This window comes from Rouxiella chamberiensis (genome assembly GCF_026967475.1).
Taxonomy (GTDB): domain Bacteria; phylum Pseudomonadota; class Gammaproteobacteria; order Enterobacterales; family Enterobacteriaceae; genus Rouxiella; species Rouxiella chamberiensis.
Map to the genome: position 1 here is coordinate 2096224 of NZ_CP114058.1, position 23897 is coordinate 2120120.

16 protein-coding genes, 2 tRNA genes and 3 pseudogenes are annotated in these 23897 nt (G+C 52.0%); 10 read left to right on the forward strand and 11 right to left on the reverse strand.

Annotation, left to right across the window (positions count from 1 at the left end; translation table 11 throughout):
- The first annotated feature begins 215 nt into the window (after positions 1-215).
- Both O1V66_RS21765 and purR read left to right on the forward strand, forming a co-directional pair.
- A pseudogene (locus O1V66_RS21765) lies at positions 216-1086 on the forward strand (C40 family peptidase).
- Positions 1087-1474: 388 nt separating this feature from the next.
- The gene (gene purR / locus O1V66_RS09655; RefSeq protein ID WP_045046611.1) at positions 1475-2500 is read left to right on the forward strand and encodes an HTH-type transcriptional repressor PurR; all 1026 of its coding nucleotides are present in this window, start codon (positions 1475-1477) and stop codon (positions 2498-2500) included.
- A gap of 66 nt (positions 2501-2566) precedes the next feature.
- Here purR and punR read toward each other — a convergent pair whose 3' ends face one another.
- Positions 2567-3469 carry a DNA-binding transcriptional activator PunR gene (punR, locus tag O1V66_RS09660; protein ID WP_045046610.1) on the reverse strand — a complete coding sequence of 301 codons (903 nt, stop codon included), beginning with the start codon at positions 3467-3469 and terminating at the stop codon, positions 2567-2569.
- A 182-nt stretch (positions 3470-3651) separates the two neighbouring features.
- On the opposite strand from punR, the gene punC reads away from it, so the two are divergent.
- Both punC and cfa read left to right on the forward strand, forming a co-directional pair.
- Positions 3652-4848, forward strand: coding sequence for a purine nucleoside transporter PunC (punC, locus tag O1V66_RS09665; protein WP_045046609.1), 1197 nt, complete (start codon positions 3652-3654; stop codon positions 4846-4848).
- A gap of 346 nt (positions 4849-5194) precedes the next feature.
- Positions 5195-6346, forward strand: coding sequence for a cyclopropane fatty acyl phospholipid synthase (cfa, locus tag O1V66_RS09670; protein ID WP_045046608.1), 1152 nt, complete (start codon positions 5195-5197; stop codon positions 6344-6346).
- A gap of 124 nt (positions 6347-6470) precedes the next feature.
- Here the strand turns inward: cfa and O1V66_RS09675 are convergent, their stop codons facing one another.
- A complete protein-coding gene (locus tag O1V66_RS09675) occupies positions 6471-7124 on the reverse strand; it encodes a riboflavin synthase (RefSeq protein ID WP_045046607.1) in 654 nt (217 codons plus the stop codon).
- Between the two features lie 348 nt (positions 7125-7472).
- Between O1V66_RS09675 and O1V66_RS09680 the strand changes: the two are divergent.
- The 5 genes and pseudogenes from O1V66_RS09680 to O1V66_RS09700 all read left to right on the forward strand — a co-directional run bounded on the left by O1V66_RS09680 (position 7473) and on the right by O1V66_RS09700 (position 11836).
- A pseudogene (locus tag O1V66_RS09680) lies at positions 7473-8847 on the forward strand (MATE family efflux transporter).
- Positions 8848-9095: 248 nt separating this feature from the next.
- A tRNA-Val gene (locus tag O1V66_RS09685) sits at positions 9096-9172 on the forward strand.
- Positions 9173-9207: 35 nt separating this feature from the next.
- Positions 9208-9284: transfer RNA gene (locus O1V66_RS09690), tRNA-Val, on the forward strand.
- Positions 9285-9894: 610 nt separating this feature from the next.
- Complete coding sequence (pykF, locus tag O1V66_RS09695) at positions 9895-11307, forward strand: pyruvate kinase PykF (protein ID WP_045046605.1); 1413 nt, start codon at positions 9895-9897, stop codon at positions 11305-11307.
- A gap of 292 nt (positions 11308-11599) precedes the next feature.
- On the forward strand, positions 11600-11836 hold the full coding sequence (locus O1V66_RS09700; RefSeq protein ID WP_009635919.1) for a major outer membrane lipoprotein: 237 nt from the start codon (positions 11600-11602) through the stop codon (positions 11834-11836).
- Positions 11837-12085: 249 nt separating this feature from the next.
- Here the strand turns inward: O1V66_RS09700 and O1V66_RS09705 are convergent, their stop codons facing one another.
- From O1V66_RS09705 to sufA, 7 genes and pseudogenes are all read right to left on the reverse strand, one after another.
- Positions 12086-13054, reverse strand: coding sequence for a L,D-transpeptidase family protein (locus O1V66_RS09705; protein ID WP_045046604.1), 969 nt, complete (start codon positions 13052-13054; stop codon positions 12086-12088).
- A gap of 308 nt (positions 13055-13362) precedes the next feature.
- A complete protein-coding gene (sufE, locus tag O1V66_RS09710) occupies positions 13363-13779 on the reverse strand; it encodes a cysteine desulfuration protein SufE (protein ID WP_045046603.1) in 417 nt (138 codons plus the stop codon).
- Positions 13780-13837: 58 nt separating this feature from the next.
- Positions 13838-15058, reverse strand: a pseudogene (gene sufS / locus O1V66_RS21885) (cysteine desulfurase SufS).
- Positions 15058-16359 (reverse strand): Fe-S cluster assembly protein SufD, encoded by a 1302-nt coding sequence (gene sufD / locus O1V66_RS09730; RefSeq protein WP_045046601.1) that lies wholly within the window; start codon positions 16357-16359, stop codon positions 15058-15060. The pseudogene sufS and the gene sufD overlap by 1 nt, the downstream one beginning before the upstream one ends.
- Positions 16334-17080 carry a Fe-S cluster assembly ATPase SufC gene (gene sufC / locus O1V66_RS09735; RefSeq protein ID WP_045046600.1) on the reverse strand — a complete coding sequence of 249 codons (747 nt, stop codon included), beginning with the start codon at positions 17078-17080 and terminating at the stop codon, positions 16334-16336. The genes sufD and sufC overlap by 26 nt, the downstream gene beginning before the upstream one ends.
- An 85-nt stretch (positions 17081-17165) precedes the next feature.
- Positions 17166-18686: a Fe-S cluster assembly protein SufB gene (sufB, locus tag O1V66_RS09740; RefSeq protein ID WP_045046599.1), complete on the reverse strand. Its 1521-nt coding sequence runs from the start codon at positions 18684-18686 to the stop codon at positions 17166-17168.
- Positions 18687-18716: 30 nt separating this feature from the next.
- Entirely contained in the window at positions 18717-19088 is a 372-nt protein-coding gene (gene sufA / locus O1V66_RS09745) for a Fe-S cluster assembly scaffold SufA (RefSeq protein WP_045046598.1), read from the reverse strand.
- 470 nt (positions 19089-19558) lie between these two features.
- Here sufA and O1V66_RS09750 point away from each other — a divergent pair, with 470 nt between their 5' ends.
- Complete coding sequence (locus O1V66_RS09750; protein ID WP_045046597.1) at positions 19559-19963, forward strand: hypothetical protein; 405 nt, start codon at positions 19559-19561, stop codon at positions 19961-19963.
- Between the two features lie 337 nt (positions 19964-20300).
- Here O1V66_RS09750 and O1V66_RS09755 read toward each other — a convergent pair whose 3' ends face one another.
- Together O1V66_RS09755 and ydiJ are read right to left on the reverse strand one after the other, a co-directional pair.
- The gene (locus tag O1V66_RS09755; RefSeq protein WP_045046596.1) at positions 20301-20720 is read right to left on the reverse strand and encodes a hotdog fold thioesterase; all 420 of its coding nucleotides are present in this window, start codon (positions 20718-20720) and stop codon (positions 20301-20303) included.
- A 38-nt stretch (positions 20721-20758) separates the two neighbouring features.
- A complete protein-coding gene (gene ydiJ / locus O1V66_RS09760; protein ID WP_045046595.1) occupies positions 20759-23812 on the reverse strand; it encodes a D-2-hydroxyglutarate dehydrogenase YdiJ in 3054 nt (1017 codons plus the stop codon).
- Between the last annotated feature and the right edge of the window lie 85 nt (positions 23813-23897).

A 23897-nucleotide genomic window follows, 5' to 3' on the forward strand; every position in this document is an offset into this window, starting at 1 on the left:
CAGAGGGGATCTTTTAGGGAATGTCGATTTAACCCTCTGAATCTCGGTTATTTTTGCAGCATCATAGTTCATATTTTGCCCTAAAAAAAGTTGTTAACTTTTTCTCACAATATGAATTAGAATCGAAGCAATTCGTGCTGTTTTGTCACCCGCTTTTGGGGAATACTGGGACATCTTTTGATGTTTAACTTCGGCCTAATATTGGTAGCGACGCCATGCGTTTAATGTTTACGCTTTTTGTGCTGCTGTTTACCCAGCTTTTTTGAATTTGGCGCATGCTTCGCCAAGCAGTCGCGTTTCCGTGCAGCAGGCGGAAAAACATATTAATCAGGCAAAACCTGATGAACGACGAAAGCGAAAGGTCGTCGCCAAAAGCAGTAAAAAGTCCAAGATTGTTCCGGTAAAGGAGCAGACAAAAGCAAAAGAGCATGGCAAAAGCAAAACCCGGGTGCAGGCGAAAAGCAAAATCATTCGTAAACATCCTGCCAGCACCAAGCTTGTCAGAACCAAAGCCGAAAAGCCGAAGAAAGAGATTACCTCGATTACCCGTTCTGTTGCCTCGACCACCAATGTGCTCTGCGCGACAGACGTGAAAAAGCTTACGGCCGCCACCGAAAGCACAAGGCAAAAGCCGATACCTGCGCCCCACTAACATTGAGTGCCGCACACAAGAAAAAGTATCTGCATGCCAAAGAGACCGCGATGAACAAGTTGATGCACCAGGTTGGCAAACCTTATCGCTGGGGCGGCACCTCGCCCAATACCGGTTTCGATTGCAGTGGTCTGGTGTATTACGCGTATAAAGATTTAATGCGTATTCGCATGCCGCGTACCGCCAACGAGATGTATCACCTGCGCGATGCCGCGCCAATTGCTCGCGGTGAACTCGAGTCGGGCGATCTGGTGTTCTTCCGCATCTCCAATCGCGGCGCGGCAGACCATGTTGGCGTCTACGTAGGTAACGGCAAGTTCATTCAGTCACCGCGTACCGGCGAAGACATAAAAATCAGTTATCTGGGCGACAACTACTGGCAAAACCACTATGTAGGCGCGCGCCGGGTCATGACCCCCAAAACGATTCGTTAAATAATGATTTCTCGCTTGAAACCTGTGAATAGCATTTAACGAATGGTTTAACCTTAGCGTGCCGGGCACGTAGGGTAAAATAGTAGAGGGCGATTTCTTTAATAGGAAATCGCCCTTTTTATTGCCTTTTTTGACCCTGCCAAGGCGTTTCACACTCACCAAGAGCGCGAAAACGCAAATTTGGCTTTCCCTTTATTAAGATATAAGAGAAAATTAGCGGTTACCACGCTGTGTGCCCGGTCTTTGCTGTCCGACGCTTCTTTCAGGCCATCCTGAAACCCCCAACGATTTGACTGCCTAAAATGATTTAAGCAGTTGAATGCACGCAGGCAAACGATTAACAAAAAACTAACGTGCTGAAAAGGGTTAGTTCAGGAGTGATTTTTACATGGCCACGATCAAAGATGTCGCCAAGCGCGCTGGTGTTTCGACTACAACCGTGTCGCACGTCATCAATAAAACCCGTTTCGTCGCCGAAGAAACCAAAGCCGCCGTGCGTGCCGCCATCAAAGAGCTGCACTATTCGCCGAGCGCCGTGGCGCGTAGCCTCAAGGTCAACAACACCAAGACTATCGGACTGCTTGCCACCTCCAGCGAAGCGCCCTACTTTGCCGAAGTGATCGAAGCCGTTGAAAACAGCTGCTTCGCCAAAGGCTATACGCTCATTCTCTGCAACTCGCATAATGATTTCGAAAAGCAGAAAGCCTATCTGGCGATGCTGGCGCAAAAGCGCGTCGACGGTCTGCTGGTCATGTGCGCCGAATATCCTGCCGAATTGCTGGCGATGCTGGAAGAGTACCGTTCCATCCCTATGGTCGTGATGGACTGGGGCGAAGCGCAGAATGATTTTACCGACTCCATCATCGATAACGCCTTTGAAGGCGGATATCTGGCGGGACGTTACCTGATCGAGCGCGGGCATCGCGACATCGGCGCCATTCCGGGTCAGTTAAACCGCAACACCGGCGGCGGCCGTTATCGCGGCTTCTTGAAAGCCATGAACGAAGCCAATATCGCCGTGCGCGACGAATGGGTGGTTCAGGGCGATTTCGAGCCGGAGTCGGGTTATCAGGCGATGCAGAAAATCCTCAACCAGAAACAACGACCTACGGCGATTTTCTGTGGTGGCGATGTCATGGCGATGGGCGCGATTTGCGCCGCCGACGAAATGGGTCTGCGCGTCCCGCAGGACATCTCGGTAATTGGCTATGACAACGTGCGCAACGCCCGCTACTTCTCGCCTGCGCTGACTACCGTGCATCAGCCGAAAGAGCGGTTGGGTGAAATGGCATTCACCATGCTGCTTGACCGCATCATCAGCAAGCGCGAGATTCAGCAGACGATTGAAGTGAAACCGAAACTGGTCGAACGTCGTTCTGTCGCCGACGGTCCGTTCATCGACTATCGTCGTTAACCGCAAGCTTTTCATCTTGCTCTTTCAAGCGCCTGCTTTTGCAGGCGTTTTTATTGATGCTCCGCCCTAACGCAGCCATTCTCTGTTCAACGTTTCGCTATCGCCCAGATAATCCAGCAGCCAGTCCAGCGCCGGGGAGTGATTGCGCTGATCCCAGGTCAGGCAGCACGGGCTTTGCGGAAAACGGGTGGCTAAATCCAGCACGCAGAGCTTGTGTTGCGCAATCCAGCTTTCCACCATGTGCACCGGCAGCATACCCACGCACAGCCCTTCGCAGAGACAATCCAGCGCGCAGGTCCAGTCCGGCACCACCAGGCGTCGCTGGTTGTCGAGTGTCCAGGTATCGCGTTTCGGCAGATTTCTTGACGTGTCTTCGATACACAATGCGGGAAACGGACGAAGCGCGTCATCGTTGAGCGGACCTTGATGTTGCGCCAGCGGATGCGAGACGCTCACCACGCAGTGCCAGGGCAAGGTGCCCATATCGCGAAAGCTGAAGCGGCCGCCAACCGGCACGGCACTGGTCGCGCCAATCGCCACGTCGGCACGACCGTCTGCCAGCGCGTCCCAGACGCCGTTGAACACCTCGCCCTGAATGAGCAACTCGGTATCGGGAAAGGCGCGATAGAAATCCACCACCAGCTGGCGCACGCGCGCAGGTTTGACGATGCGGTCGATGGCAACCCGCAGCTGTCCGCTCCAGCCGTTTGCTACCTGCTGACAATGGCGGCGCGTTGATATCATTTTTTTGATAAGCACCCGCGCTTCATCGACAAATAATCGGCCTGCGGGGGTTAATTCCACATCGCGATGCCGCCTTTCAAACAGCGGCACGGCCAGCCACTCTTCAAGCTGGCGCACCTGATAACTGATGGCCGAAGGAACGCGATTCAGCTCCTGAGCCGCAGCCGTAAAGCTGCCGTTGCGCGCCACCGCATCAACGACTTCGAGTGAATATTCCGACCACATTCCTCTCTCCTCACCACCGCAGACGCCGCTGCGCTCTGCTTTCAAAATATTTGAATCAATGGTGCAAATATTAGCGTTTCACAAGCCTTGCCCCAAGCGGATAAACTGCGCCACTGCTTTCCTCTACCAAAACATGCCCCTACAACAGCTTCGGCTATGTTTTAGCAATATAAGAGAACATCATGAAACCTACGTTTGGCTTTTTACTTTATTTAGCCGGTCTGAGTATGCTCGGATTCCTGGCGACCGACATGTACCTGCCCGCTTTCGGCGCGATGCAAGAAAGTCTCGAGGCCTCGGCCGGTGCCATCAGCTCAAGTCTGAGCGTCTTCCTTGCCGGCTTCGCGGCGGCGCAGCTGATTTGGGGTCCGCTCTCCGACCGTTTTGGCCGCAAACCTATCCTGCTCGCCGGACTCGGCCTGTTCACGGCAGGCTGCCTTGGCATGATCTGGGTACAAAGTACGGCGTTACTGCTGGCGCTGCGCTTCGTGCAGGCGGTCGGCGTCTGTGCGGCGGCGGTAAGCTGGCAGGCGCTGGTAGTCGATCGCTATAGCGCGACCGTCGCCAGACGCACCTTTGCCAGCATCATGCCGTTGGTGGCGCTTTCACCGGCTCTCGCACCGCTGGTTGGCGCGTGGGTGCTGAATCACTTTAACTGGCGGGTTATCTTTGCGTTGCTGCTGATTCTGGGCGCCCTGCTGCTGTTCTTTACCCTGACCCTCAAGGAAAAGGTAAAAAGCGCCGCGCAGTCCAGCTCTCCTCAAAACGGCATTGGCAGTATGCTGGCTTCACCCGTCTATAGCGGCAACGTACTGATTTATGCCGCCAGTTCGGCCGGATTCTTTGCATGGCTGACCGGATCGCCATTTATTTTAGGCGAGATGGGTTATGGGCCTTCTGCCATTGGTCTGAGTTATGTCCCTCAAACTATTGCATTTTTACTGGGTGGATATGGTTGCAGAATGCTTATCGGCAAAATTGACGGCACCCGCCTGCTCCCGTGGCTATTATTGGGCTATGCTTTTAGCGTTATTTCGCTGTTCCTGGTCGCCACGCTGACTTCAGCGCCATTAACAGGATTGCTTACCCCATTCTGTTTCATGGCTTTTGTGAATGGTGCCTGTTATCCGATTGTGGTGGCGAATGCGCTGATGCCTTTCCCGGCAAATACCGGCAAGGCGGCAGCATTACAAAATACCTTGCAGCTTGGGCTCTGTTTTATTGCCAGTATGCTGGTGTCGACGTTTATTGCCCGGCCGCTGTTGGCGACGGTCACGGTAATGTTAACGACGGTAGGATTAACAGTAGTGGGATATTTCATGACGCGGAAAGTGGTTAAACAGAAGTCCAGACATCCAGAAGCAAAGCATGCTAACTGATCGCGGTAATTGCTATATCAAACAGTAACTTGAACAATAGGTGCGCCTGCAAACATTTATTATTGAGAATGCGCGCAGGCGAGCTTATACTCAATTCAACATAATAAAATAACACTTTTACAAAACTTTTAGCACAAGTTACTTTTGGGCGCGGGAAACGCGTCACATTATTAGTACAAGGATGTTTCACCGCGGCGCTACAACGTCAGGTGTCCTTCGTATTTTCCTCTGTTCATAGTCGTATATCAGACAAGAAGATTATTTCGTCTGTTCTCATAAGACCTGCCGATAGCCCATGCTTTTTAAGCAGGTTAATAAGTCAGAAGAGAAAAGTGATGGAGAAGCTATGAGTACATCGTGTGTAGAAGACTTAAGTATTCAAGACAATCAGTGGTACCGAATCGCGAACGAAATGTTATCGATGGCAGGTATTGAAGTTAATGGATCCCGCCCTTTTGACATTACCGTAAAAAATCCCGATTTTTTTAAACGCGTCCTGCAGGAAGGCTCACTGGGTCTGGGTGAAAGTTACATGGACGGCTGGTGGGAATGTGAAAGACTCGACATTTTCTTCCAGCGCGTGGTCGCCGCCGGACTCGAGAGCAAACTTCCGCATCATTTAAAGGACACCCTTCGCATCGCGGCGGCACGTCTGACCAACCTGCAATCCAGAAAACGTGCCTGGATCGTGGGCAAAGAGCATTATGATCTCGGCAACGATCTGTTCAGTAAAATGCTCGACCCCTATATGCAATACTCCTGCGGTTACTGGAAAGACGCCACCACACTCGAGCAGGCGCAGGAAGCCAAACTTAAGATGATTTGCGACAAGCTGCAACTGCAACCCGGCCAGCGCCTGCTGGATATCGGTTGCGGCTGGGGTGGGCTCGCCGAGTATGCCGCGCGACATTACGGCGTCAGCGTCTTTGGCGTTACCATCTCCGCAGAACAGCAGAAGATGGCCCAGCAGCGCTGCGAAGGCCTCGACGTGACCATTCTTTTGCAGGATTATCGCGATCTCGACGATCAGTTCGACCGCATCGTGTCGGTAGGCATGTTCGAGCATGTCGGTCCGAAAAACTATCAGACTTATTTCAATGTGGTAAAACGCAATCTGAAACCGGAAGGGCTGTTCCTGCTGCATACCATCGGCGCCAACAAAACCGATCTCAATGTCGATCCGTGGATTGATAAATATATTTTCCCGAACGGCTGTCTGCCTTCCGTTAAACATATTGCTCAATACACCGAAGGGTTGTTCGTCATGGAAGACTGGCACAATATTGGCGCAGACTATGACCGCACATTAATGGCGTGGTATGAGCGTTTTCTGCAAGCCTGGCCAACGATTGCCGACAACTATTCCAGCCGTTTCTACCGCATGTTCTCCTACTATCTGAACGCCTGTGCAGGTGCTTTTCGCGCGCGCGACATTCAGCTATGGCAGGTAGTCCTGAGTCCAAACGGGGTTGAAGGCGGCATTCGCGTACCACGTTAAGTTTCTGTATTCCCGTATCTTGCGATTTTTGATACGGACTTGATTCTACACATTGGCAGCACGCACAAAAAAGCCGGAGGCGATATTCATTGCCTCCGGCTTTTCTCTGGGCGAAATTCTGCGGTTATTTAGGCTGTTCGGCCAGTGCCGCAGCGGCAGCCTGCGCAGCTTCGCGACTGGCCAGCACGCGCTCGACGGTATCGACGATCGCCTGGGTCTGCGGGTCAATCTCGATATTTATCTTGTCGCCGAGTCGCTTGTCACCGAGCGTGGTGCGCTCCAGCGTTTCAGGAATAAGATGCACGCAGAAACGGGTCGGCGTCACTTCGCCTACGGTCAGGCTGATGCCGTCAATGCCGACATACCCCTTGTGCAGAATATATTTCATATATTCCGGATGCGGCAGGCGGAACCAGATTTGACGGTTATTTTCCGAGGTCAAAATCTTCTGGATGTCGGCGGTGCAGACAATATGCCCCGACATCAGGTGGCCGCCAATTTCGTCGTTGAAGCTGGCCGCACGTTCAATATTGACGTCGTCACCCACTTTCAGCTCGCCCAGATTGGTAAGACGCAGCGTCTCTTTAATCAGATCAAAGCTTACCAGGTCACCTTCGATGGCCGTCACCGTCAGACAGCAGCCATTATGAGACACCGAAGCACCCAGCGCGAGATTCGGCAGCAACTCGGCGGGGAGTTTGACCACGTGGGTTCTAAAATTGGGTTTCTCGTCAATCGACACAACAGTGCCCTTGCCCTGCACAATTCCGGTAAACATTAGGCGCGCCTCGCAAATTCAATTTAATAAGAACTGATAATATTGATAAGTTTGCCGCAGTTCCTCACGAAAGCCAAATTCAATACAGGATCAAATCAACATCGCGGTATAAAATACCAGCGGATGAAGATTGGGTGACACTTAAGCTTACGATTTGCTTAAAAAAGCCGACAAGGTACAATCTTTCGGCAATTCCTCATTATATTATTGTGACGGTATTTTCGGGAATGCCCGGATACACTTCCGGCTGAACGAGGCAACCTCTGAATTATTATTGCGACCTTCGGGTTTATCGTCACCTTCGGGTGGCTTTTTTGGTTTATTCATTACTATAAAAAGGTGTAATGCGTGCAGAAGTATCTGACAGAAGCGCGTAGTTTATTGGCTCTCGCTATCCCCGTTATCCTCGCCCAGATTGCGCAAACCGCCATGGGCGTGGTCGATACCATAATGGCAGGATCGGTAAGCGCGACCGATATGGCTGCGGTTGCCGTCGGCACATCCATCTGGTTACCGGCCATTCTCTTTGGTCATGGGCTATTACTGGCGCTCACGCCAACCGTTGCGCATCTCAATGGCGCAGGCCGACGCGACAAGATTGGCGATCAGGTGCAGCAAGGATTCTGGCTGGCCGGCGGCGTGTCGCTGCTGGTGATGATTGTCATCTACAATTGTGACCTGATGATAGGCCTGATGCACAACATCGACCCGCTGCTCAAGGAGAAGGCCATCGGCTATCTGCGTGCCATCATGTGGGGCGCGCCCGGTTATCTGGTTCTTCCAGGTGCTGCGCGACCAGTGCGAAGGCCTGTCGAAGACCAAACCGGGCATGGTGTTCGGCTTTATCGGCCTGCTGGTCAATATTCCGGTCAACTACATCTTTATCTACGGCAAGTTCGGCGCGCCTGCGCTTGGCGGCGTCGGGTGTGGTGTCGCCACCGGGACGGTCTACTGGGTAATGTTTATCATGATGCGCATCTACACCAAGCGCGCTTACTGGCTCAAAGACATTGTGGCGACCCGGCCCTTTGCCAAACCCGACTGGGCGGTGCTCAAGCGATTAACACAACTCGGCCTGCCGGTCGCGCTGGCATTGTTCTTCGAAGTGACGCTGTTTGCCGTGGTGGCACTGCTGGTTTCGCCGCTCGGCATTGTGGCGGTTGCCAGCCATCAGATTGCGCTCAACGTCGGCTCGCTGATGTTTGTGGTCCCGCTTTCGCTAAGCGTAGCCGCCACTATCCGTGTGGGTTCACGGCTCGGAGAATCGAATCCGCAGGCGGCGCAGGTTTCGGCCTATACCAGCATCGCGACGGGCGTGATCATGGCCTGCTTTATCGCCACGGCAGCGGTAATTTTCCGTGAGCATATCGCGCGTCTGTATAACGACAGTCCCGAAGTGGTAAGTCTGGCTTCGCATTTGATGCTGTTTGCGGCAATCTTCCAGATTTCAGATGCGATTCAGGTAATAAGCAGCGGCGTGCTGCGCGGCTACAAAGACACGCGGTCGATTTTTTATATTACGTTCACCGCGTACTGGATTCTGGGTCTGCCGATTGGTTATCTGCTGGCGCTCACCGATTTTCTGGTGCCCGCAATGGGGCCGAGCGGATTCTGGTGCGGATTTATCATCGGCCTGACCTTCGCCGCCACCATGATGTCGCTCAGAATGCGCTGGATCCAGAAGCAATCATCGTTTTCCATTCTGCAACGTGCAGGCCGATAAGCTGCAAAAAGAAAATTATTGAACCATGTAAGGCAAGCGCCCCTCTGTTGCGGAAAATGAATTTGTACGAATTTCTGGCAAAAAGGGGCGCGCGTGCCGCCGTTAATGTTTAAAAAATCAACGTAATGAGCGTTAGCGCACCAATCAGACGGAATATCGCAGGAAAATGCATTTTTTCCCTTGCCAGCCATCGGGTAGGTCGTTAATATTCGTCCCCGCTGCCAGCACTGGCAGACAGAGATAACGATGCGTCCGTAGCTCAGTTGGTTAGAGCACCACCTTGACATGGTGGGGGTCGGTGGTTCGAGTCCACTCGGACGCACCAAATCTCGCAGACAGCAGTAAATTGCATTTTGATGTGCGTCCGTAGCTCAGTTGGTTAGAGCACCACCTTGACATGGTGGGGGTCGGTGGTTCGAGTCCACTCGGACGCACCAATGCAAACTTCCCGAATACGTCCCTATGCCTCATCCTTTTTTCTGACTTTATTCCCTCTTTTATAAAAATCCGTTTAATTATTTCCTGTCCTGATACGTAATCCGCTTTGTGTAACTTCGCGACTTTATGTATCGATTAGCGCAAGATGTTTCCGGTTATCCGCCGTTATTTCCGGTTGTTAATGCCTTAAAACAACATGTTAGCCCGTTTTGACTACTTCCTCGCCTTTGCGCAACAAATGCGCGAATAAATACGTTCTCTTGCGCATGTCCCCAATATTTATTTGGTTTCCCCCTCCATAACCTCTATACTAACGCCAACGTAAATTGGCACAGCTTCTTAGATTGAACGGATTCAGCCCCTTGATCTATCGATATCGTCCTATAACAAGCGTCTTCAACTCCGAAGCGACGACAACGCGTCCAGACAGTTGCGTGCCCGTCGAACTTTACACTGCATTTCTCCCGTACTCGCCTACCCTTAAAAGTGTTTTGCACAAACTGAAGCGTTTCCCAAACCAGGTCAGAAAATCATTCAGCGCCGACGGTGACCGTCTTGCCGCCTTGCGCACTCTTATCCTTTCCATCACAACTTGTAGAAAAAATCGTCATGAAAAAGACTAAAATCGTTTGTACTATCGGACCAAAAACCGAATCCGAAGAGATGCTGACTAAACTGCTTGATGCAGGCATGAACGTCATGCGTCTGAACTTTTCTCACGGTGATTATGAAGAGCATGGTCAGCGCATCAAGAACATCCGCAACGTCATGGCTACCACCGGCAAGAAAGCCGGTATCCTGCTGGACACCAAAGGTCCTGAAATCCGCACCATCAAACTGGAAGGCGGCAAAGACGCTGCACTGGTTGCGGGCCAGACTTTCGTGTTCACCACCGATCAAAGCGTTATCGGCAACAACGAACGTGTTGCCGTTACCTATGCCGGTTTTGCTGCCGACCTGAAAGTGGGCAACACCGTTCTGGTCGATGATGGCCTTATCGGCATGGAAGTCACCCACGTCAGCGACACAGAAGTTACCTGTAAAGTGCTGAACAACGGCGACCTCGGCGAAAACAAGGGCGTTAACCTGCCTGGCGTATCCATCGCTCTGCCTGCCTTGGCTGAGAAAGACAAGCGCGACCTGATCTTCGGCTGTGAACAAGGCGTTGATTTCGTGGCAGCCTCTTTCATTCGCAAACGTTCGGACGTCATCGAAATCCGTGAGCATCTGAAAGCCCACGGCGGCGAACACATTCAGATCATCTCCAAAATCGAAAACCAGGAAGGCCTGAACAACTTCGACGAAATCCTCGAAGCTTCCGACGGCATCATGGTTGCCCGTGGCGATCTCGGCGTTGAAATTCCGGTTGAAGAAGTTATTTTCGCGCAGAAAATGATGATCGAAAAATGTAACCGTGCACGTAAAGTCGTGATCACTGCGACCCAGATGCTCGACTCGATGATCAAAAACCCGCGCCCTACCCGCGCCGAAGCGGGCGATGTCGCCAACGCCATCATCGACGGTACCGACGCCGTGATGCTGTCCGGCGAAAGCGCCAAGGGTAAATATCCGCTGGAAGCCGTTGGCATCATGGCAACCATCTGCGAACGTACCGACCGCGTCATGCAGAGCCGTATCGACGGTCAGAACGACAGCCGCAAACTGCGCATTACCGAAGCGGTCTGCCGCGGTGCGGTAGAAATGGCCGAGAAGCTGGACGCACCATTGATTGTGGTTGCGACCCAGGGCGGTAAATCTGCCATTGCGGTGCGTAAATACTTCCCTAACGCCATCATCCTTGCGCTGACAACCAATGAAGTCACTGCGCGTCAGCTGATCCTGACCAAGGGCGTAATTACCCAACTGGTGAAAGAAATCGCCTCAACCGACGATTTTTATCGCATTGGTAAAGAAGCGGCACTCGAAAGTGGATTCGCACAGAAAGGCGATAAAGTGGTCATGGTTTCGGGCGCATTGGTCCCAAGCGGCACCACGAATACCTCTTCCGTACACACGTTATAAGCTCTGATGAGTTAAACAATTAAAAAACGCCGCGCAATGCGGCGTTTTTTTTGACCAATTTCGAAAATTTTAAGAAAAGGTTGTCAAATACGATGTTCTGAAAATGGGACAAGTCTCATGGAATCAGTCTGTTTTAGATAACGTTTTTCAACTTTTATGTAAAAAAAGATGCTTCTTTGAGCGAATGAACAAAATAAAGCATTTGCCGGTAAAAATTTATTCTCATTAGAAAAAGGTTTGTGTAATACTTGTATCGCTACATGGAGATTAACTTAATCTAGAGGGTTTTATAATGAATCGCACTAAACTGGTACTGGGCGCAGTAATCCTGGGTTCTACTCTGCTGGCTGGTTGTTCAAGCAATGCTAAAATCGACCAACTGTCTTCTGACGTTTCAACTCTGAACTCTAAAGTTGATCAGCTGAGCAACGACGTTGCAGCTGTTAAAGCTGACACTCAGGCAGCTAAAGACGACGCAGCACGTGCTAACCAACGTCTTGACAACCAAGCTCACGCTTACAAGAAGTAATATTTACTTCTCATAGCTAAATGGCGCACATTGTGCGCCATTTTTTTGTCACGCTTTACTCAACCGTTTTCCCTCTCTTTCCCAAATCCGCTTCAAAAGCCTGCCAGACCTTTTCTCGCGCTTACCCTCCCTCACGTATGACTTTCAAATAAAAACGCCACCAAAGCGTTCTGGTGGCGTTTAAAAGCATTTAATACAGTGAGCGAGCCTGACTGCGTGCAAACTCGACAATCGTTGCGCGAAATCTGTTTACATCGTTTCGCCGGCAGGCTGGGAATCGGGCTGCTCGGTTCCCTTGTTAACCAGAACCGGCATTCCCGAACGACGCATAATCGCGCTTTTCAGCATCTCGGCGTTGGTTTCATCATTGGCTCTGAACTTTTTGAGCGCGGTGCTGATGGCAATCGGCATGGTTTGCGGGTCATCCTTTTCAGTACGCGACAGCGGCTGATGCACTTCGACATAACGCTTGCCGTCAGGCTCGACGTCAAATTTCACCGGCTGATTGATGACCTGTACCCGGGTTCCTTTCGGCACACTGTTAAACAGCGCTTCAATATCGACGGGACGCAGACGAATGCAGCCCGAGCTTACGCGCATGCCGATACCGAAGTTGGCGTTGGTGCCGTGAATCAGATAGTGGCCTTGTCCGGCCGCGAGACGCATTGCAAACAGCCCCATTGGATTATCCGGACCGGCCGGCACGACGCCCGGCAAAGTCACGCCCTGCTCTTTCAGGTAAATCTTGCGAATATTGGGTGTAGGCGTCCAGGTCGGGTTCGGGATCTTCTGGCTTATCGACGTCACCATTTCCGGTGTGTTGCGCCCGAGCTGGCCAATACCGATGGGATAGACGATGACCTTGTTTTCACCCTTAGGATAGTAATAGAGGCGCAGCTCGGCGAGGTTGATAACAATGCCTTCGCGCTTTGTGTCCGGCAACAGCATCTGGCTTGGAATAGTCAGTACCGTGCCCGCCTTTGGCAGCAACGGGTCCACGCCCGGATTCGCCTCCAGCATGGCAATCAGCCCGATTTGATATTTTGCCGCGATATCTTCCAGCGGTTTGCCGTCGTTTGGCACCACGTAAGTGCTGTTCTCGCCAATCAGGCGACTGTTCTCGGCAGGCAGCGGGTATTCAGCCGCCCATGACGCCGTCATTGCGCCCGTAAATAGCGAGGCGACAAGCATCCCCATAAGAGGTACAGAAAGTTTCATGCAGATTCCTACTCATCAAGTTATTGACCCGATTTGATCGTGCTCAAGAGTCGTTGATCGCGTGAGTTAATACTAGCAGTGCTAGTCCTAAAGAGGCTTTACGGACGGAAAATCAATGAGTTACAAAATACCGATTTAAGGCATTCTCAGGAAAAACTCAGACTTTAAGGTAATGAAAAATCAGAAATAAATCAGGTGCGGGAAGAGAGGGAAATAAAAAAGGCCCGGTTCATTAGCAGATTATTCCTAATGGGCCGGGCCTTGATGCAGCGTCTTACAACGAGATTAATACCTTACTGAACGGACTCTCAGACCAAGGCCGCCGCTTTTGCGCGAATGGCACGGATCATTGCTTCCAACCCCTGGGAGCGAGAAGGCGTCAGGTGCTGACTCAACTCGAGCTCGCCAAAGAATGGACGCACATCGAGAGCCATCACCTCTTCGGCTGTCAGGCCGTGATACAGGCTGAAGACAACGGCCAGCAAGCCCTTGACGATGGCCGCATCGCTGTCGCCCACAAATTCGAGCTGACCGTTCCCGGCCTTGTTCATCACAATCCATACCTGACTTTGACAGCCGGAGATAAGATTCTGCGCCTGACGGTTTTCGTCAGCCAGCGGATCCAGCTGCGCGCCAAGTTCGATCACGTACAGGTATTTTTCTTCCCAGTTCGGGCACCGGGAAAAGTTTCTGACTAATTTCTGTTTGTCTGGCAAATTTGCCATAAAAAACCATCCTGACTCTGTTGGCGTTGGCGTCTTTTCTTGCGCCAAAATTGACGGCTTAACCCAGCAGCAGGCTAATGCGTTTTAGTCCCGCCACTAAACGGTCAACTTCTTCTCGCGTGTTATACATCGCAAACGAAGCGCGACACATGGCCGGCACGCCAAAGAACGACATCAGCGGCATGGCACAGTGGTGACCGGTACGGATAGCAATGCCGTATTGATCGAGGAAACTGCCCACATCATACGCGTGATGCTTGCCCAGATTAAAGGCAATCACGCCGGAACGGGTAGCCGGGCCGTAGATATGAATATCCGCAATACCGGCCATCTGCTCGAGCGCGTAGTGCATCAGTTCCTGCTCGTAGTCGTGAATGGCATCCAGACCCAGTTCATTGACGTAATCAAAGGCAGCGCCAAGACCTATCATGCCCCCGTGTTTGGCGAACCTGCTTCAAAACGCCAGGGCGCTTTGACATAGGTGGTGCCTTCGGTCAGGCTGACGTGCTTTATCATCGAACCGCCGCCTTCCCACGGTGGCATTTCGTCGAGCAGTGCCGCCTTGCCGTAGAGAATGCCAATGCCGGTCGGGCCATACAGCTTGTGGCCCGAGAAGACATAGAAGTCGCAGTCCAGCGCCTGTACGTCAACCTTGTGATGCATGACAGCCTGCGCGCCATCCACCAGCACATAAAGTCCGGCGGCCTTGGCCTGCGGAACGATAGTTTCGATAGGATTGCGCGTTCCGAGCACGTTGGAAACGTGGGTCAGTGCCAGCAATCGGGTCTGCGGCGTCAGCAGAGATTCGAACTGAGCCATGTCCAGCTCGCCCTGCGGCGTTAAATGCCAGACGTCGATATGCAGTCCGCGGTTCTTCGGCAAGCATCTGCCACGGAACGATATTGGCGTGATGCTCCATCTCGGTAATGATGATGCGATCGCCTTTGACAAGCTGGGTGCGACCAAAGGTGTTGGCAACCAGATTGATGGCTTCCGTCGTCCCCTTCACAAAGACGATTTCCTCGACAGATGCCGCATTGATAAATGCGGCGGCCTGCTTGCGGACGTTTTCCATCTGTTCTGTCGCTTCAACGCTGAGAGTATGAATTCCACGGTGCACGGCGGCATAGTCGTGCTGATAGAATTCGCTCTCGCGCTCAATCACCTGACGCGGCTTTTGCGCGCTGGCGGCACTGTCAAGGTAGGCCAGCGGCTTACCATTGACTTCGCGGCTCAGCAGAGGGAAATCATTACGCACTCTTTCCAGTGGAAAACTCATTACTCACCTCGGTTCAGTCGGCCTGCAATTCGTGCAATCACAACTTCACGCAGCGTTTCGTTTTCGATAGCTTCGGTCAACTCGGCCGCGAAAGCGAAAATGATCATGTTACGCGCGTCCAGACCGCTTATCCCGCGTGCGCGGAGATAGAACAGCTGCTCGTCGTCCATGCGGCCTACGGTGGCACCGTGTCCACATTTCACGTCATCGGCGAAAATGATCAGCTGCGGCTTGGTATCGACTTCGGCTTTCGGACTCAGCAACAGGTTGTTGTTGGTCATCTTGCCGTCGGTCTTGATAGCGTTTTTCGCCACCTGAATCATGCCGTTGAACACAGCTTTCGCCTTGTCGTTGACGATGACTTTGTGCAGCTGATGGCTGTTGCAGTAACCCTTGTTATGCTCGAGATAAGTACGGGTATCTGCTATTTCGCTATCAATCGGCAGCAGCAGACTATTGATGTTCAGCTCACTGCCTTCGCCGTTGAGCTGGGCGCTGGTATTGTTGCGCGTCAGGCCGGCTCCCAGCAGGAAGCTGTGGCTGGCCACGCGGGCATCACGGCCAACGACCAGATCGTTATGGGCGAAGTGATAGCTCGCCTGACTTTCGAAAGAAAGTTTGTAATGCGTGAAATCGGCATTGTCACCGATATCTGCCGTCAGGCGCGCACCGGTAAAGTGGCCGGCATCGCCGAGGCTCACATAGTGCTCGATGATTTCGGCATTGGCACCGCGTTCAACCGCCACATGGTAGCGATGATGCGCCGTGTTCAATTCGCGGGACTGCACGCGGCCACTGCTGATATGCAGCAGATACAGCGGTTTGTCAGCCTGCTTGCCCGCCGCCAGACGGATTTTGAGACCTTCCTGCGCCAGACTTTCGGTCAGATGCAGGAACACTTCCGATTGAATGGCATCGGGCAGGGTCTGCTGACTCGTCGGCGTCAGTTTTTCGATTTCATAGTCACCGGTATCGGTGTCGCTGAGATCGGCATCGAAGCGGCCATCGACAAACACCAGACGGTAAGTGTCAAGCGGCAGCGTCAGTGATTTCAGTGTCTCGGCAGACACGGTCTGACGTTCAGGCGCGAAAAACTGATTACCGAGCAGCGGCGCTACCGGGGTATATTTCCAGTTTTCCATCTTGGCATGCGGGAATCCAAGGCGCAGAACCTGCTGCCAATGATTGTGCGCATGGGAAGACTGTTCGCCACCTACACTTTCGAACAGACGGTAGAATTGCTGCATGGCATGCGAGCTACCGGCTGCCGGGGCATTACTCTTCGTCGGTAAGCCAGCCATAACCCTGCTCCTCTAACTGTTTAACCAAGCTGAAATCACCGGATTTTACAATGCGGCCCTGCCACAAAACGTGCACGTAGTCAGGCTTGATATAGTCGAGGATACGCTGGTAGTGGGTCACGATAATGAAGGAACGCTTACCGTCGCGCAGGGCATTCACGCCGCTGGACACGATTTTCAGGGCGTCGATATCCAGACCGGAGTCGGTTTCGTCCAGAATGCACAGGCTTGGCTCAAGCGCGGCCATTTGCAGAATATCGTTACGCTTTTTCTCGCCGCCGGAGAAGCCTACGTTGACTGAACGACCCAGCAGGTCTTCAGGCATTTTGAGCATCGCGATTTTTTCGTCCATAAAGTCGGCGAAATCAAAGCGATCCATTGGAGGCTGTTCACGGTATTTGCGTACTGCGTTTACCGCAGTCTGCAAGAAGAAGTGGTTGCTGACGCCTGGGATTTCAACCGGGTATTGAAACGCCATGAATACGCCTTCGCCCGCGCGATCTTCAGGATCGAGCTCGAGCAAATCTTTACCATTAAACTCGACAGTGCCATCAGTGACTTCGTAGTCTTCACGGCCCGCAAGGGTAGCGGAAAGCGTACTTTTACCTGAGCCGTTAGGCCCCATGATAGCGTGCACTTCCCCAGGCTTGATCTCGAGATCAAGCCCTTTAAGAATTTCCTTTTCTTCTACACGGACCTTTAAATTCTTAATGCTTAACATGTGTATCCTTGATTGTGCGTCTGTGCGCTCGTAAATCTGTTGTTCTTCAAGTTCATTCTGCTGATAAACCTCGAGAATCCCGAGATTAGCCGACACTGTGTTCCAGGCTGATTGCCAGAAGTTTTTGCGCTTCGACAGCAAATTCCAGCGGCAGCTCGGAGAAGACGTCCTTACAGAAACCGTTAACGATCATCGAGATGGCATCGTCTTCACTGATCCCGCGTTGCAGGCAGTAGAACAGTTGATCTTCACCGATTTTCGAAGTGGTGGCTTCGTGCTCGAGCTGTGCGCTGTTGTTGCGTACTTCGATGTACGGGAACGTGTGCGCGCCGCAGTCCGCACCAATCAGCATCGAGTCACACTGAGTGAAGTTACGGGCATTCTCGGCAGAAGGCAGAATTTTCACCAAACCGCGGTACGTGTTTTCGCTTTTACCCGCAGAGATACCCTTGGCGATGATGGTCGATTTGGTATTTTTACCAATGTGAATCATCTTGGTGCCGGTATCGGCCTGCTGTTTACCGCTGGTCAGCGCAACTGAGAAGAATTCGCCGATCGAGTTATCGCCTTTCAGGATAACGCTCGGGTACTTCCAGGTGATAGCGGAACCAGTTTCGGATTGCGTCCAGGACATTTTCGAACCTGAACCTTCACAGATAGCGCGCTTGGTAACGAAGTTCAAGATACCGCCGCTGCTCTCTTCACTGCCCGAGAACCAGTTCTGAACCGTTGAATATTTCACTTCCGCGTCTTTGTGGATGATGACTTCAACCACAGCCGCGTGCAGCTGATAGGAATCGCGAACCGGTGCGGAACAGCCTTCGATGTAGCTGACATAGCTGCCTTCATCGGCAATCAGAATGGTACGTTCGAACTGACCGGTTTTCGCCGCGTTGATACGGAAATAGGTCGACAGTTCCATTGGGCAACGGACGCCTTTCGGAATGTAGACAAAAGTTCCGTCGGAGGCGACGGCCGCGTTGAGCGCTGCGAAGAAGTTGTCTTCCGCAGGGACCACGGTGCCCAGATACTGTTTGACCAGCTCGGGATAGTCGTGGATAGCTTCGCCGAACGAGCAGAAGATAACACCGGATTCCGCCAGTTTTTCACGGTAGGTCGTGGAGACCGATACGGAGTCAAAGATGGCATCGACCGCGACTTCTTTACCTTCGCGCACGGGAACGCCCAGCTGGTCGAATGCTTTTTCGACTTCGCTGGTCAGGTAGTTTTTATCGAGCGCAGGCAGGGCCAGTGAATCGGCGGTAGACTGCTGAGTTGCGCCAGGCTGGGAACCGCAGGCATCGTCACAGCTTCCGCATGAAGGTGCGGAATAGTAGCTGTAGTCCTGATAGTCGAGCGGTTTATACTCGCCTTTCAACCAATGCGGTTCATCCATTTTGAGCCAAGCATGGTAAGCCTGCAGACGGAACTCCAGCATCCATTCCGGCTCATTACGCTTCGCGGAAATGGCACGTACGACATCTTCATTGATGCCGGATGCGAGTTCATCGGTTGCCAGCGCGGTGAAAAATCCTTCCTTGTATTTATTTCCATCGCCGACCCAAGACTGCACGTTGTCTGGAATTTCTACGTTGCTTCGTGACATGTTGGTTACATCGCTTCGATTACATTAGAATTACAGGCCAAAGCTTTCACCACACCCACAGGCATGTTGAGCTTTTGGATTATTGAACTTAAAGATCTGGTTCAGCCCTTCGCGGACAAAATCCACCTCAGTTCCATCGATGAAAGGCATGGCTTTCAACGGAATAAATAGCTGTGCGCCCTGATGTTCAAACACCACATCGTCGCTTGCTGGCTGTTTGGTCAGATCAAGGACATAGGCGAAACCTGCACAGCCTGACTGCTTGACGGAAAGCTGCAGACCCTTGACCTCGGGATCCTGGGTCATCAGGTTCTTGACCTGAGTGGCAGCAGCATCTGTAAGCGTCACGCCTTGCCAAACGTTGTCATCCAATGAGAACGTGCCGACATTTTCGGTTTGCATCTGTTTACCTCGTAACATACGGGTGATAAATATCGGGTCAGTGAAGACAACCCTTTGGTCTCTATTTTAGTGATTACACTTATCACTTCAACCTCTTGTTTTAAGAGGGTATCGCTATGACGGACCGCAATGTTGCTTTTACTTGTCCATCCAGATGACACCGCCATTTTAAGGCATTTTGGCGTCACCTCATCAACTAATTGAATAAGTTGTCAATTTTTTGTTAAAAACCGAAACATTTCGGGCATTCGTTGACGGTGAATCACTACTTTTTACTACGATAATTCATCCATCGGAAATACCTATTTATGCATTTCCTCACGCCTATAAGCGAATAAGGCTCTTTTTGCCTCTTGCCCCTACCTTTTACAGGGACAAAAAAGGTCTTTGAAAACGTTGATCCGCAGCATTTTTGCCAATATGATTAATTTAATTATGATAATAGTTATCATTCAAATCGGAATGCGCTCATGGCTCAATCGGTAAATGCATGGCTTCAAGCTAAAATCGACGAATATAAATTTAACGTGCGCGACGCCACCGTTGACTTTTATTTGGCTGACGCGGCGTTAAAACGCCCCGAGGCCGATATTTCCCAGCTTAAAAGCTTTAATAGTCTGTGTCTGGACATGGCAAACATGTGCCTGCAAAACGGTGATGACCACAGTTATCTCCATGCACTTTGCAAACTGCATAACCGCTTGATTCTGGAGATTAATAACCCAAAACGCAATGAGTTGTTCCATGTACAGAGCTATCACTTTGCACGCCACACTCTAAAGCTTATCTGCCAGTATTATGCCATGTTAGGCATCTGGGACAAAGCGACAGCATTTCAAACTGACTTTGTTAAGCGCGTGCCGTTTCAACTTTAGTCGTTTTATTTACTCGTTAACCGCGAATAAAGACAAATAAATCAGTCGTAATCGCTGCCAGAACGGATAATAAGCTTAATAAGATTGTGGTTAATTGCGGGAAATATATTCCTGCGAGCCAAATAATGCAGATATTTAAATCAATTCGGGAAAATTCTGCTCAATAACCCTATAAAGCTCATGCGTATTCGCGTCGGTAAAATTTACTTTTTTACCTTCACTCTCGGCGTGATAAATATGGCCATGGGTTCAACCCTCACTATTTACCGCCCAAAAAAAGAGGATGAAGGCCTGATTTTCCTTCACCCTCACCCTCTATTTTAGCACCGATCGACGATTAGAGGTCGATAACGGCGGTCGTTAGGCGGGATATGCAGCATAACTGCTGATTTTCATCGTAAATCTTTATCTCCCAGACCTGATTGCGCCGCCCCACGTGCAGAGCCTTGCAAACGCCAGTGACAAGACCACTGTGTGCGGCTCGCAGATGATTGGCATTAACCTCGATGCCGACAATCTGCTGGTCGCCGCGGGTACACAGATACCCTGCCATTGAACCCAAAGATTCCGCCAAAACCACCGAGGCGCCGCCGTGCAGCAATTTGAACGGTTGTGTGGTCCGCGCATCAACCGGCATGGTCGCTTCAAGCCGGTCTTCGGCCAGTAGGGTAAACTCGATGCCAATGTGGCCGACCATGCAGCCCTGACTGGTTTGGTTCAGCTCTTCGAGCGTTGTTTCGCGTTTCCAAAGTGCCACGTGTTTCTCTTCTCCCTCGGGTTATACAGATTCTCTCATTAAATGAGTTCGACCAAGGCCTGAAGCGGATGCCGCAGGCCATTTCCTTCAATACGTTTTACCTGACTGCGGCACGAATAGCCGGTTGCCAGACAGCGCTGGCGCGGCAGGCGCTGCAATGACTGATGCCATGACAACTCATAAATGCCGAGCGAATTCTCGATGTTTTTCGTTTCATGGCCATATGTTCCGGCCATGCCGCAACAACCGACACTGACGTTTTCAAGCTTGGCACCGAAACGGGCAAAGATATCGCCCCACTGCTTGCCGCTGGTCGGCAATGCCGTGCTCTCGGTACAGTGTCCAAACAGATACCAGGATTCGCCGCTCTGCTGCATCTCGGGACGATCTTCGAGCAGTTTGATAAGCCATTCGTGAACCAATTGAACCTGGAACGAGCCGCGCGAATCACCCAGAATCTCTTTGTATTCATCGCGATAACACAGCACCAAGGCGGGATCGACGCCGACCATCGGCATGCCGAGTTGAGAAACGCGATTCAGGAATAACGACGTTTTACGCGCGGTCTTGGCAAAGCGTTGCAGGAAACCCTTCACATGCTGGGCTTTGCCGTTTGGCGAGAACGGCAGCAGCACCGGCTTGAGATCGAATTTTTCGACCAGCCTTACAAAATCGGCTACGACTTTGGCGTCGTAATAGCTGGTGAAGGGATCTTGCACAATCAGCACATATTGCGCGCGCTCGGCGGCCGGAATGCTCTCGAGCTGCTCCAGCGTCATGGTTGCCGCAAGGTGTCCGGAAAGCTGTTCGCGCAGTGTCGGCGTTGAAAGCAAAGGCAGATCGACCATGCCAATACTCTTGCGGCTAAGTTCACGCACCCACGGCTGCTTAAAGAAGAAGTTAAACACCTTCGGGGCGCGCGACATCAGTGGAGTGTAACTTTCAACCTCGGCGACCACGTAATCGCGCACCGGGCGCAGATAACGGGTGTGATAAAGCTGCAGGAAACGCGAACGGAATCCGGGCACGTCAATTTTGATAGGACATTGCGTGGAACAGGCTTTACACGCCAGACAGCCCGACATCGCCTCTTTTACTTCGTGGGAGAAATCATACTCGCCCTTGCTGGCGTACCAGCTATTGCGGGTCTTCTCGATTAACGTCCTGAAACTCATGCTCTGTTGCGGTAATGCCTGCTCGAGCGCCAGCGGCTCTACGCCTTGTTCGGAAAGCAGACGCAGCCACTCGCGCACCATTCCTGCGCGACCTTTCGGGGAATGCACGCGGCTGGCGGTGATTTTGAATGACGGACACATCGGGCTTTTCACATCATAGTTGAAGCACAATCCGTTGCCATTGCACTCCATGGCACCGCGATAGGCGGTGCGAACCTCAACCGGGATCCTGCGGTCAAGCGTGCCGCGTTTTGGCGCATCGACTTTTAGCATCGGCTCGTCGCAGTCAACGGGCGAACAGATTTTTCCCGGATTCAGGCGATTATTCGGGTCGAAGGCGGTCTTGATACGGCGTAATTCATGGAAGAGTTCCTCGCCGAAAAAGGCCGGACTGTATTCAGCACGGAAACCCTTGCCATGTTCACCCCACAGCAGGCCGCCGTATTTCGCGGTCAGTGCTACCACTTCATCGGAAATTTTCTTGAGCAGCATCTCCTGCTGCGGATCGCACATGTCGAGCGCCGGACGAACGTGGAGCACGCCCGCATCGACGTGTCCGAACATTCCATAGCTCAAGTTATGGCTGTCGAGCAAAGCGCGGAATTCCACAATGTAATCGGCGAGATGTTCAGGCGGCACGCAGGTATCTTCGGCAAAGGGCAACGGCTTGGCCGCGCCTTTGGCATTACCCAGCAATCCGACAGATTTTTTGCGCATATTATAAATGCGCTCGATGCCCGCGAGGTCGGCACAGATCTGGTAGCCAATGACGCCGGCCTCTTCATCGCGAATCAGCCCATCGAGCCGCTCGCAAAGCGATTCCGTTTGTTTTTCAATAAGCTGTAAATCATCGCCCGCGAATTCGACGATGTTCAGGCCTTGCATGTCTTTGCCAGGTACATCGGTAATGTATTCGCTGACGGTATGCCAGACGATATCTTCACGCGCCAGATTAAGCACTTTCGAGTCGACCGTTTCCACCGACAGCGCCTTGGCTTCTACCATAAGTGGCGCATTGCGCAGCGCGGAGTTGAACGAGTCATACTTGATATTGACCAGACGCCTGACTTTGGGAATACGCGTAATATTCAGTCGTGCTTCGGTAATAAAGGCAAGCGTACCTTCGGAACCGGTCAGAATGCGGGTCAGGTCAAAGGTCTGGAGATCGTCACTGAAAACGTGGCGTAAATCATAACCGGTGAGGAAGCGGTTAAGTTTAGGGAATTTATCAATGACCAGCTGACGGTTGTCGCGACAGCTTTCAAGTACCGTGCGATAGATGTTGCCGACGGCAGATTTCTCTTCGCCAAGCTGTTCCGCCAGCAAGGTAGGCATGGCGCGCGTATCGAGCAGTTCACCGCCGAGCACTACCGCACGCAGACCCAGAACATGGTTCGAGGTTTTACCGTAAACCAGCGAGCCTTGCCCCGAGGCATCGGTATTAATCATGCCACCCAGAGTGGCGCGGTTACTGGTTGACAGTTCAGGTGAGAAAAAGTAGCCGAGCGGGCGCAAAAAGTCATTTAACTGGTCTTTAATCACGCCAGCTTCAACTTTGACCCAGCCTGCCTCGGTATCGATATCGAGGATGCGGTTCATATGACGGGACATATCAACCACGATACCGCGGTTGAGCGACTGACCATTGGTGCCGGTACCGCCGCCGCGAGGAGAGAACACCAGCGTTTTGAAACGCTCCTGCCCTGCCAGACGAGCCAGCAAGGCGACATCCGAGGTTGCACGTGGGAACAACACGGCATCGGGTAGGAGTTGGTAGACACTGTTGTCGGTCGCCATAGTCAGACGATCGGCATAGCTGGTTGCCATATCACCCGTAAATCCGTCTTTCTTTAACGCTTCCAAAAAGTCGAGCACCAATTGAATGACGCCGGGTGCCTGAGAAATTTGTGGGATCATTGATTACGACTCTGTCTTTGTTGTTGTTTGCAGGCCTGTAGGCGGCCGCTGGATCCGCAAAACGTATCCACCCTGTCTAAAGCAA

Bases quoted from the DNA above. Each gene is read 5' to 3' on its own strand.
- sufC (WP_045046600.1), bottom strand. From the start codon at position 17,080: ATGTTAAGCATTAAGAATTTAAAGGTCCGTGTAGAAGAAAAGGAAATT.
- O1V66_RS09700 (WP_009635919.1), top strand. From the start codon at position 11,600: ATGAATCGCACTAAACTGGTACTGGGCGCAGTAATCCTGGGTTCTACT.
- cfa (WP_045046608.1), top strand. From the start codon at position 5,195: ATGAGTACATCGTGTGTAGAAGACTTAAGTATTCAAGACAATCAGTGG.
- sufA (WP_045046598.1), bottom strand. From the start codon at position 19,088: ATGCAAACCGAAAATGTCGGCACGTTCTCATTGGATGACAACGTTTGG.
- O1V66_RS09750 (WP_045046597.1), top strand. From the start codon at position 19,559: ATGGCTCAATCGGTAAATGCATGGCTTCAAGCTAAAATCGACGAATAT.
- sufD (WP_045046601.1), bottom strand. From the start codon at position 16,359: ATGGCTGGCTTACCGACGAAGAGTAATGCCCCGGCAGCCGGTAGCTCG.
- ydiJ (WP_045046595.1), bottom strand. From the start codon at position 23,812: ATGATCCCACAAATTTCTCAGGCACCCGGCGTCATTCAATTGGTGCTC.
- punR (WP_045046610.1), bottom strand. From the start codon at position 3,469: ATGTGGTCGGAATATTCACTCGAAGTCGTTGATGCGGTGGCGCGCAAC.
- O1V66_RS09705 (WP_045046604.1), bottom strand. From the start codon at position 13,054: ATGAAACTTTCTGTACCTCTTATGGGGATGCTTGTCGCCTCGCTATTT.
- sufE (WP_045046603.1), bottom strand. From the start codon at position 13,779: ATGGCAAATTTGCCAGACAAACAGAAATTAGTCAGAAACTTTTCCCGG.
- sufB (WP_045046599.1), bottom strand. From the start codon at position 18,686: ATGTCACGAAGCAACGTAGAAATTCCAGACAACGTGCAGTCTTGGGTC.
- pykF (WP_045046605.1), top strand. From the start codon at position 9,895: ATGAAAAAGACTAAAATCGTTTGTACTATCGGACCAAAAACCGAATCC.
- purR (WP_045046611.1), top strand. From the start codon at position 1,475: ATGGCCACGATCAAAGATGTCGCCAAGCGCGCTGGTGTTTCGACTACA.
- O1V66_RS09675 (WP_045046607.1), bottom strand. From the start codon at position 7,124: ATGTTTACCGGAATTGTGCAGGGCAAGGGCACTGTTGTGTCGATTGAC.
- punC (WP_045046609.1), top strand. From the start codon at position 3,652: ATGAAACCTACGTTTGGCTTTTTACTTTATTTAGCCGGTCTGAGTATG.